Origin of the sequence: Novosphingobium sp. AP12 (assembly GCF_000281975.1) — a bacterium.
Taxonomy (GTDB): domain Bacteria; phylum Pseudomonadota; class Alphaproteobacteria; order Sphingomonadales; family Sphingomonadaceae; genus Novosphingobium.
In genome coordinates this window covers 25149-35922 of the sequence record NZ_AKKE01000133.1, presented here as the reverse complement: position 1 = coordinate 35922, position 10774 = coordinate 25149, and the positions used below count along the sequence as shown (strand labels likewise).

Genomic DNA, 10774 nt, shown 5'->3' with positions numbered 1-10774 from the left:
CACCCCTTTTCAAAAAAGTGACGCAATCCAACGAAATGGCGGATTTGGGCCGTTTTGCCCTGGCAGGCACGGCGTTGGTCGCCTGCGGGTTGGACAAACATGGGAGAGGCCCTCCATGCAGTCGCCGACGCATGACACGGTCCGGTCGTGCAGCCCCGCCATGTCCCATACGTTGGATATGGCGATGGGTCGAAAGCGAGATTGGAGAACAATGGCAGCGACACAAGGCTGGAAAGCGGCTCTGGCAAGCGTGGCGGGCGTCCTGGCGACGGGAGCCCTGGTCCGTTTCGCCAGTTGCCTCCCGGACCGGATCGCTCCTCCCGCGAAAGCCATCCCCGCCATGCGGGATGGCGCTCTCTGGCGCGGGGCACAGGAACAGGCGTCCGCGCATCCGGGTCTTTCGGGCGTCCACCTGCTGAGTGACGGCGTCGATGCGTTCGCGGCCCGGCTGCTGCTGGCGAGGGCGGCCGAGCACACGCTCGATCTGCAATACTACATCTGGCACGGCGACAGGACCGGCACGCTACTGCTCGAGGCGGCCCATGAAGCAGCCCAGCGCGGGGTGCGCGTGCGGCTGCTGCTGGACGACAACGGGATCACCGGGCTCGACCACATCCTCTCGGCGCTGAACGACCATCCGAACATCGAGGTGCGCCTTTTCAATCCATTCCGTATCCGCTTCCCCAAGGCGATCGGCTTCCTCGCCGATTTCGGTCGCCTCAACCGGCGGATGCACAACAAGAGCTTCACGGTCGACGGAGCGGTCACCATCGTCGGCGGCCGCAACGTCGGCGACGAGTATTTCGGTGCAGGAGACGGCGCGCTGTTCGTGGACCTCGACGTGCTGGCGATCGGGCCGGTCGTGGCAGACGTCGAGACCGACTTTGGGAAGTACTGGGACTGCGAATCCTCCTACCCCGCCGAGCAGATCCTGCCTCGTGTCAGCGAGAAGCAGCGCGCGAAGCTGGCATCGCGCGCCTCGGTGGTTGAGCGCGACGCCTCCGCACGCCGTTATGTCGAGCGGCTGCGCAGCCTGCCCCTCGTCCATGAGATCGCGCAAGGAACGCTCGACCTGGAGTGGGCGAAGGTGGAGATGATCAGCGACGATCCCGCCAAAGTGCGCAAGGATATCCGCAAGCGGGACCTGCTCGCGGGCAAGCTCGACGGCGCGATCGGACATCCCAGCCGCGAACTGGGCATCGTCTCGGGCTATTTCGTTCCGGGAGCGCAGGGCACGCACCAGCTCGGCGCGCTGGCGCGCTCGGGTGTCGACGTGACGGTGCTCACCAACGGGTACGGGGCCACCGACGTCGCGCTGGTCCATGCCGGCTATGCGCCCTGGCGCAAGGCGCTGCTCAAGGCGGGTGTTCGCCTGTTCGAGACTGCCGCACAGGTGCGCGACGCACCCTCGAAGAAGCAGCGCCGGCAGGGTAACCGCCTTGGCGTCGGCAGCCGGCTGCGCGCAACCGGCAGCGGGTCGTTCGCGGCTTTGCGCTCGGGCGCCTCGACGATCCATGCGAAGACCATCACGGTCGACCGCCAGCGCCTGTTCGTCGGTTCGTTCAACTTCGACCAGCGCTCGCTCCGGCTGAACACCGAACTGGGCTTCGTCATCCATAGCCCGCTTTTCGCCGCCTACGTGGCCGATGCCTTCGCCACGATCATCCCCGACGCCGCCTATGCGGTTTCGCTGGACGAGGGCGGCGGGCTGGAGTGGACGCCCGGCGAAGGGCTCCACGCCTCTGTCCAGACGCGCGAGCCCGGCATGCAGCTGTTCGACCGCGCGCTGATCGCGGTCACTTCGCGCCTGCCGATCGCCTGGTTGCTGTGAGGATCAGCGCAGGGCTTCGAGCAGATCGGCGTTGAACTGCCCGGCGCCCTGCACCTGCGGGCTGTGGCCGAAGGCGGGGTACGTGACAAGCCGCGCGCCCGGGATCCGCGCCGCTGCTTCGCGCGCCAGCCGCGGGTAGTCGCCCAGCCTGGCCTGAAGCGCCTTGTCGGCCCGGTTCTTGCCGATCGCGGTGTTGTCCTTCTCGCCGATCATCAGCACGGTGGGGACCGCGATCCGGTCGATCTCGTGGATGACGGGCTGGTTGAACACCATGTCGGCCGTCAGCGCCTGGTGCCATGCGACCACTTCGCCGCCCGGGCCAGCGTACATCGAGGCCAGCATGTCGACCCAGCGGTCGTAGTCGGGGCGCCACTGGCCGGCGTAGTAGGTGCTCTGCTGATAGGCCTTGATGCTGGCGCGCGTCGCCTTGAGTTCGGTCACGTAGAGTTGGTCGACCGTCGCGTTGGGCACGCCCTTCGCGCGCCAGTCCTCGAGCCCGAGCGGGTTGACGAGCACCAGCTTCGACAGCTCGCCGGGATATTGGAGGGCGTAGCGCATGGCGAGCATTCCGCCCATGCTGTGCCCGATCAGCACCGGCTTCTCGATCCTGAGCGCCGCCAGCAATTCGTGCGTGTTCGCCGCGAGCGTATGCAGGCCGTACTGGTAGCGCGCCGGCTTGGTGGACTTGCAGAAGCCGATCTGGTCCGGCGCGATCACCCGGTAGCCCGCCTGCGACAGGGCGCGGATCGTGGTGTCCCAGGACCCGGCGCAGAAGTTCTTGCCGTGGAGGAGCACCGCCGTCCGGCCGTTGGGACGGTCGGGCCGGACGTCGAGATAGGCCATCTCCATGCGCTCGCGCTGGCTCTCGAAGCTGTGGTGTTCGACCGGCCAGCCGTAGGAGAAGTCCGCCAGCATCGGATCGGCCAGCGCGGGCGCGGCGAGGCCGGCGGCTACGACCGCCCCCAGCCTCGCCAGCATCGCAGGCGCCCGCATCAGCGCGGCGCCCCCACCGCTGGAGCGATGCGCCACACGGTGTTCGACAGGTCGTCCGCCACCAGCAGCACCCGGCGCTGCGGGTCGTAGGTCACGCCCACGGGCCGGCCCCGCGCCTTGCCGTCCTGGCCGATGAAGCCGGTGACGAAGTCCTGCGGCTTGCCGCTGGGCTTGCCGTTGGTGAAGGGCACCCACACCACCTTGTAGCCTGCGAGGTCCTGCCGGTTCCAGCTGCCGTGCTGGCCGACGAACGCGCCGTCCGCATAACCGCCCCCGAAGCCGCCGCCGGTGACGAAGCTCAGGCCCAGCGCGGCGACGTGCGAGCCGAGCGCATAGTCCGGCGCGATGGCCTTGCGCACCATCTCGGGCTTCTGCGGGTGGACGCGCGGATCGACGTGGCCTCCCCAGTAGCTGTAGGGCCAGCCGTAGAATGCGCCCGGCCGCACCGAGGTCAGGTAGTCCGGCACCAGTTGCGCGCCGAGTTCGTCACGTTCGTTGGCGACCGCCCATACCGCCTGCGTCGCCGGATTGATGGCGAGCGCGGTGGGGTTGCGGATGCCCGAGGCGTAGACGCGGTGGGCGCCGCTCGCCCGGTCGATCTCCCAGACGACCGCACGGTCCTCCTCCACGGCCATGCCGCGCTCGCCGACATTGCTGTTCGAGCCGATGCCCACGTAGAGCTTCGATCCGTCCGCGCTGGCGGTGAGGGACTTGGTCCAGTGGTGGTTCGGCTTGGCAGGCAGCTTGGTCACCTCCTGCCCCGGCGCGTCGATGCGGGTCTGGCCGGTGCGGTAGGGGAAGCGCAGCAGCGCGCCCTGGTTGGCGACGTAGAGGTCGCCGCCCACCAGCGCGAGGCCGTAGGGCGCGTCGAGCCCGTCGATCAGGACGGATGTCAGCTCCGCCTTGCCGTCGCCATCGGCGTCGCGCAGCAGGCTGACACGGTTGCCGCCCTTGACCGTCGTCTTGCCGAGGCTCTTGATGTAGCCGGCGATGACGTCCTTGGGGCGCAGCATCGGCTCGTTTCCGCCGGTCCCCTCGGCCACGAGCACGTCGCCGTTGGGCAGCACCAGCGTCTGGCGCGGCACCTTGAGGCCGGTGGCGAGCGGGGTGATCGTGAAGCCGCGCGGCACCGTGGGCATGGCGCCGGCCCACCCTTCCGGCCGCGCGATCTTCATCGGCGGCAGCAGCGTTTCCTTCTGGTCCGGCAAGGTCGGACGCGGACCGGTCTGGTCGAGCTCGGGGCCTTTCCCGCAAGCGGAAAGACCCAGCGCGAGGACCAGGGTGAAAGCGGCGGTTCCGCCAAGACGCACGATGTTCATGCCCGGCTCCCCGCGCGCAGCGTCGAATAGCCGGTCCAGCCGGCCAGCAGCGCCAGCACGCTCGACACGATCGACAGCGTCAGACCCATGGTCCCGACCGAGGACCACGCATCGTGGCTATGCTGGAAGGCGTTGATCAGCCCGGCGATCCACATCGCGGCGAGCAGCGCGGGATAGATCCACCCTCCCCGGCGCCGCAGCGCGGACACCAGCGCCCAGAGCAGCGCCAGGGCGCCGAACAGCAGCGCACCGGTGATCAGCCATGCCGAGAAGTTCGACCACTGCATCTCGGCACTGTTCAGGTACGTGATGTCCGAAAGCAGCGCCCCCGGAAACAGAGCGACGGGAAAGGCGAGAAGCATCGCATGGAGCGGATGCAGGGGTAACGGCGTGGCGGACGGCAAGATATCCTCCTTGGCGACCCGGCGCGGCAGCGCTGCGGGCGTCTAAGCCTTGGCAATGCGCGCCCACCCCATTGGTTGCGTGACAACCGTTTGCTTCGGGGCGGAAATTCCAGCGGCAAGGCCGCATCCTTCAGCCGCGCCTCGGGACATGGTCCATTGCAATCCTCGGCGGAAAGTCGTTGGCAGAACGGGAACAGCGCGCTTATCCGTGGGCAAGACGATTGCCGGGCGCGGCCGGAACGACGGACCACGCCGGGGTTTCGTCGAGATGGGGCCGGGCAGGCCCGCATAGCGCTGACAGGATGGATTCTCGCCAGGATGCCTCGATCCCAGGAACTGAGCCACGAACAACTGCTCGAGCGGCAGGCTTTCCAGCTGTTCCTGCTAGACCACCTGCGCCGGCTCGACGATGCGCCGGAAATCCTTGCCACCGCCACCGCACTGCTCGGCCGCCATCTGCGCGCAGGACGCTGCGGCTTCGGCGCGATCGGCCCCGACGGCGCAACCGTCAGCGTCGATACGGATTGGTCCGGCACCCTGCCCGGCCTCGCCGGAGAGGCGCACCGGCTCGACAGCTTCGGACCAGAGATCGTCGCCGAACTGCGGGACGGCCGCACGGTCGTGGTCAAAGACAGCGCGGCCGACCCCCGCACCGCCGCCTACGCCCCGGCCTGGGACAGCATAGGGACGCGCGCGCTCATCGCCTGCCCGATCTCACGCGACGACGGGCTCGACGGCATCCTCTACCTCCACGAGGCCGAACCACGCGCCTGGTCGCTCGGCGAAATCGCGATGGTCGAGGACGTTGCATGGCGCACGCGCGAGGCGATGGACCGCGCCCGCAGCGAAGAAGCCCGGCGCGCCAGCGAAAGCCGCTATCGCTCGCTGTTCAACTCGATCGATGCGGGCTTCTGCGTCGTCGAGGTGAAGTTCGGGCCCGATGGGGCGGCGCTCGACTACCGCTTCCTCGAGATCAACAGGTCCTTCGAGGAATACACCGGAATCCAGAACGCCGCCGGGCGCTGGATGCGCGAGATGGCGCCCGCGCACGAGCAGCACTGGTTCGACCTCTACGGCAGGGTCGCGAAGACGGGAATTTCCGAACGCATCGAACTGCCCGCCCATGCGCTCGACGACCGCTGGTATCTCGTCCACGCCTACCGCATCGACGAGCCCGAGCAGCATCACGTCGCGATCCTGTTCTCCGACCTCACCGAGCGGCGCCGCACCGAAAAGGCGCTCGAACGCAGCCGCGAGGAACTGGAACTGGCCGCATCCGCCGCCGAACTCGGCCGGTTCGACTACCGCCCGCGCGAGGGCACGCTGAACTGGGACGACCGTTGCCGCGCCTTCTTCGGCCTGAGCGCAGGTGTACCCGTCACTTACGAGAGCGCGTACCTCGCCGGGCTCCACCCCGACGACCGCGAGCGTGCCGACAAGGCCGTCGCCGCCTCGCTCGACCCCGATGGCGACCGCCACTTCGAAGTCGAATACCGCACCGTCGGCATCGAGGACGGCGTGCTGCGCCACATCAGCGCCCACGGCATCGCCTTCTTCGAAGGCCGCGAGCCGGTTCGCCTGATCGGCACCGTCCAGGACGTCACCAGCGACCGCGAGGCCACCGCGGCCCTGCGCGAAATCGGCGAACGCCTGCGCCTCGCCGGCCGTGCCACCAACGACGCCGTGTGGGACTGGGACTTGCGCGGCAACCACGTCACCTGGAACGAGGCGCTGGAACGCGCCTACGGCCACGTACTCGCCGGGGTCGAGCCCACTGGTGAATGGTGGATCGGCCATATCCATCCCGACGACCGCGACCGCATCGACGAAGGCATCCACAGGATCATCGAGGGCACCGACACCGACTGGTCGGACGAATACCGCTTCGCCCGCGCCGACGGCAGCTATGCCGACGTGCTCGACCGCGGCTACGTCATCCGCGACGCGGGCGGCGCGCCGCTGCGCATGGTCGGCGCCATGCTCGACGTGTCGGCGCGCAAGGCGGTTGAGCGCCAACTGGAGGAGGAACGCCGGCGCCTCGTCGAAGAGGTCGAGACCACTACCGCCGAGCGCGACCGCGCGGAGGATGCGCTGCGCCAGTCGCAGAAGATGGAAGCTGTCGGCCAACTCACCGGCGGCCTCGCCCACGATTTCAACAACCTCCTGACCGGCATCTCGGGTGCGCTGGAGATGATGCAGACCCGCATCGCGCAAGGCCGCGTCAACGAGCTGGAGAAATACTCGGTCGCCGCGCAGGGCGCCGTCCGCCGCGCCGCCGCCCTCACCCACCGCCTGCTCGCCTTCTCGCGCCGCCAGACGCTGGATCCCAAGCCGACCGATGCCAACCGCCTGATCTTCGACCTCGAGGAACTGGTCCGCCGCACCGTGGGCCCGCAGGTCGAGGTCGAGACCGTCGGCAAGGCGGGCCTGTGGACCACGCTGGTCGATCCCAACCAGCTCGAGAACGCGATCATCAACCTGTGCATCAACGCCCGCGATGCGATGCCCGACGGCGGCCGGATTACCGTCGAAACCGCGAACAAGTGGCTCGACGACCGCGCCGCGCGCCAGCGCGACCTCGATCCAGGCCAATACGTCTCGATCTGCGTGACCGACACCGGCACCGGCATGACCGACGACGTCGTGAAGCGCGCCTTCGACCCATTCTTCACCACCAAGCCGCTCGGCGAAGGCACAGGCCTTGGCCTCTCGATGATCTACGGCTTCGCGCGCCAGTCAGGCGGACAGGTCCGCATCTATACCGAGCCCGGTACCGGCACCACCATGTGCATATACCTGCCCCGCCACCTCACCGAAGACGACGGGCAGACCGGTGAGGACATCACGGCTGGTCCGGCGGTCGAACCGATGCCGCAAACCAACGCCGGCTGCGTCCTCGTCGTGGACGACGAACCCACCGTGCGGATGCTCGTCGTCGAGATCGCCGAGGAACTGGGCTACGACGTGCTCGAAGCCTTCGACGGCCCCAGCGCCATGCGCCTCATCCACGCCCACCCCGCCATCGATCTGCTCATCACCGACGTGGGGCTGCCCGGCGGCATGAACGGCCGCCAGATCGCCGACGCCGCCCTCGCCCTGCGCGCGGCCCTGAAGGTGCTGTTCATCACCGGCTACGCGGAAAACGCCGTGATCGGCAACGGCCAGTTAGCCCCGAACATGGCGCTCATTACCAAGCCCTTCGCGATGGACGCGCTGGCCAGGAAAATCCGCGAAATCATGGACTGACACGCAGCAAGCCCACGGTGCCGCGCGTCGAGGACGCGACTCCAAGATATTGAACAGGAAGGAAATTGTGGGCCCATGCGGCCCGAAGCGCCCAGCGATACAGGGGGCTCTTGGCGGAGAGGGTGGGATTCGAACCCACGGTACGGTTTCCCGTACACTGCATTTCGAGTGCAGCGCATTCGACCACTCTGCCACCTCTCCGCAAGAGATCGTGCTACAGTGGGGAAGCCCCACCGGGTCAAGCGAAGTGCGCCGCTAGCCGACTTGATCGAGCTTGCCAAGCCCCGATTTGCACTTTTGGCGAGCCGGTTTACGCTTTTGGGGGAATGTCCCGGCCCATCGCTTGTTTCGCCCCCTTGCGAAACCTATATCCGTCATATGAACAGGGCGTCCTTCTTCTCCCCTCAGGCCGGACGCGTCATCGATGCGCCTCGCCAGAACCGGGCGCGATTCGCGATCGGCGACGTGGTTCGCCATCGTCTGCATGACTTTCGCGGCGTGGTCTTCGACATCGATCCGGTCTTCGCCAACAGCGAGGAATGGTATCAGTCGATCCCCGCCGAAGTGCGGCCGACGCGCGAGCAGCCTTTCTACCACCTCCTCGCCGAAAACGAGGAATCGAGCTACGTCGCCTATGTCAGCCAGCAGAACCTGATGGGCGATGCCGATGGCGGGCCGGTGGACCACCCCTCGCTCTCGCAGATGTTCGACGACTTCAACGAAGGCCGCTACCCGCTCCGCCGCGGGCTGGCGCACTAAGGGGGGCGCCCGGCGCTCAACCTCAGATCAGTGCCGAGGGGCGGTCTTCCCGTTCCGGCCGGCTGCCGCGCAACAGCCGCCCGACCTCGCTGGCGGGGACCGGGCGCGAGAGCAGGTAACCCTGCACTTCATGGCATCCCACGCTCCGCAGGAAATCGTACTGCTCCTGCTCTTCGACGCCTTCGGCGGTCAGGCACAGGCCGTTCGCCCGGGCAAGGCTGACGATCGCCTCGACCAGGGCGGCACCGGGCACCGTGTTGACCACATTGACGAACGAGCGGTCGATCTTGACGCGGTCGACGGCAAAGTCTCGGATGTGGCTGAGCGAGGAATAGCCGGTGCCGAAGTCGTCCAGCGCGCAGGCCACGCCCAGCCGGCGAAGCTCGGCGAGCGAGCGCGCGACATCGCCCGAGGCGGCCATCAACGCGGTCTCGGTCATCTCCAGTTCGAGCCTTTCCGGCTCCACTCCGGCCTCGGCCAGCACTTGCCGCACGGTATCGACGAACACCCGGCTGCGCAGCTGGATCGGCGAGACGTTGACCGCCACACGCAGACCCGGCCACTGCCGCGCATCCCGCACCGCGCGGCGCAGGACCCAGTCGCCCAGCACCTCTATCAACCCTGATTCCTCGGCCGAGCGGATGAATTCCGCCGGCCCCACGAGGCCATGCTCGGGATGCTTCCAGCGTAGCAGCGCTTCCACGCCCACCATCCGTCCGTCGTCCATCGCATAGATCGGCTGGTAGTGGACACGCAGCTGCCGCTCGCAGTCGGCGAGGGCCAGCCGGAGGTCGCGGTAGCTCTCCTCCCGCGAGCGGACGTCGTGGTCCATGTCGGGGGTGAAGAAGCAGAACCGGCTGCGGCCGTTGGTCTTCGCCTTGTAGAGCGCGATGTCCGCCTTGCGGGTCAGCTCGGTACGGTCGAGCCCGTCGGCCGGAGCCAGGGCCACGCCGATGCTGGCGCCGATGAAGGCCTGCGATCCCGCGAGGTCGAACGGCCGCTCCAACTCGGCGACGACGCGGGCGCAGATGCGCTCCACCGCCTGCCGGTCGGCCGGCTCGCCGATGAGGATCGCGAACTCGTCTCCGCCCAGCCGCGCGACGAGGTCGTAGCCGCGCACCTCCGCGACGAGGCGCCGCGCGACCTGCCGGATCAGCGCGTCGCCCGCCGGATGGCCCAGCGTGTCGTTCACCTGCTTGAAGCGATCGAGATCGATGTAGAGCAGCGCCAGCAGCGTCTTGTGGCGGCGCGAGCGCGACAGCGCCTCGTCCAGCCGCTGCTCGAAAGTGGCGCGGTTGCCGAGGCCGGTGAGTTCGTCATGCATCGCGCGGTGCTGGGCGTGCAGCCGGCTCTCCTCGAGATCGTGCGTGCGCCGCGCCAGGCGGCTGGCGAGCCAGTAGATCACGGCGGTGGTCAGCAGCAGGACCACCAGCAGCGCCGGACCGAGGGCGGCGGTGACCTGCCTCCCCGGCGCGAAGGGCTTCCACACGAGGTATCCGATGGTTCCGCCGTGGCGGTCGCACAGAGGCACCGACCGGGCGTTGCTGTCGGCACCCGGCGCGATCGCGTAGTGGGCGTCGGCCAGTCCGTACTGACGGCCCACGCGTGCGAAGAAATCGTCGTCGAGGTAGACGACCGCGACATGCAGCGGCTCGGTGCCGGGCGCCTGCTTCAGGCCGCCGCTGTCGGAGACGATCGGCTTGACGCTGACGATGGCCGGACGCCCGCGCACGACGGCAAGATCCCCCTGCCCCGCCGAGAGCATGGCGAGGTTGCCGTTGCTGCGCTTCTGGACGGTGCGCGTGGCCCGCAGCAGCTTGGCCAGCGGCGCCGCCACGTTTTCCAGCGCGACGTAGCTTTCGGGCGCAGCGCGGGCACCTTCGCGCATCGCGTAGATCGGCCGGTCGCGCGGGTCGAGGATGTAGACTTCGTCGATGCCGGCGTAGTCTTCGAACCATTCACCCAGGTTGAGGTCCAGCCAGGACGGATCGAGCGGGGTCTTGCGCACCTGGCGCACCGCCTCGTCCCAGACGGTCGAGGATTCCTGCGCGTGTGCTACCCGTTCGACGCTCTGCGCCAGCACCAGCGAAACGATGGCGCGGTCGCGCTCGCGGGCGATCCTGTCGACCTCGCGGCCGGACCATTGCAGAAGTCCGAGCATGAGCACGAGGATGCAAAGCGCGGCCACGACGATCGGCGCAGTGAAACGCACGACAATCTTT

The 10774-nt window shown here is 68.2% G+C and carries 7 protein-coding genes and 1 tRNA gene; 3 read left to right on the top strand and 5 right to left on the bottom strand.

The window, feature by feature from the left end:
* The first annotated feature begins 211 nt into the window (after window positions 1–211).
* Window positions 212–1831, top strand: a complete 1620-nt coding sequence (locus PMI02_RS19450; RefSeq protein ID WP_036504603.1) for a phospholipase D family protein — start codon at window positions 212–214, stop codon at window positions 1829–1831.
* Window positions 1832–1834: 3 nt separating this feature from the next.
* Here the strand turns inward: PMI02_RS19450 and PMI02_RS19445 are convergent, their stop codons facing one another.
* From PMI02_RS19445 to PMI02_RS19435, 3 genes are read right to left on the bottom strand one after another with little or no spacing between them, the layout of a single operon-like run.
* The gene (locus PMI02_RS19445; protein WP_007686053.1) at window positions 1835–2824 is read right to left on the bottom strand and encodes an alpha/beta fold hydrolase; all 990 of its coding nucleotides are present in this window, start codon (window positions 2822–2824) and stop codon (window positions 1835–1837) included.
* Complete coding sequence (locus PMI02_RS19440) at window positions 2824–4143, bottom strand: sorbosone dehydrogenase family protein (protein WP_007686050.1); 1320 nt, start codon at window positions 4141–4143, stop codon at window positions 2824–2826. Before PMI02_RS19440 ends, PMI02_RS19445 begins: the two co-directional genes overlap by 1 nt.
* The gene (locus tag PMI02_RS19435) at window positions 4140–4547 is read right to left on the bottom strand and encodes a DUF2231 domain-containing protein (RefSeq protein ID WP_007686048.1); all 408 of its coding nucleotides are present in this window, start codon (window positions 4545–4547) and stop codon (window positions 4140–4142) included. The genes PMI02_RS19440 and PMI02_RS19435 overlap by 4 nt, the downstream gene beginning before the upstream one ends.
* A gap of 318 nt (window positions 4548–4865) precedes the next feature.
* On the opposite strand from PMI02_RS19435, the gene PMI02_RS19430 reads away from it, so the two are divergent.
* Complete coding sequence (locus PMI02_RS19430) at window positions 4866–7793, top strand: PAS domain-containing protein (RefSeq protein WP_007686046.1); 2928 nt, start codon at window positions 4866–4868, stop codon at window positions 7791–7793.
* Window positions 7794–7904: 111 nt separating this feature from the next.
* Here the strand turns inward: PMI02_RS19430 and PMI02_RS19425 are convergent.
* A tRNA-Ser gene (locus PMI02_RS19425) sits at window positions 7905–7994 on the bottom strand.
* A 177-nt stretch (window positions 7995–8171) separates the two neighbouring features.
* Here PMI02_RS19425 and hspQ point away from each other — a divergent pair.
* Complete coding sequence (hspQ, locus tag PMI02_RS19420; RefSeq protein ID WP_007686043.1) at window positions 8172–8552, top strand: heat shock protein HspQ; 381 nt, start codon at window positions 8172–8174, stop codon at window positions 8550–8552.
* Between the two features lie 22 nt (window positions 8553–8574).
* Here the strand turns inward: hspQ and PMI02_RS19415 are convergent, their stop codons facing one another.
* Window positions 8575–10764: a bifunctional diguanylate cyclase/phosphodiesterase gene (locus PMI02_RS19415; protein WP_007686041.1), complete on the bottom strand. Its 2190-nt coding sequence runs from the start codon at window positions 10762–10764 to the stop codon at window positions 8575–8577.
* Between the last annotated feature and the right edge of the window lie 10 nt (window positions 10765–10774).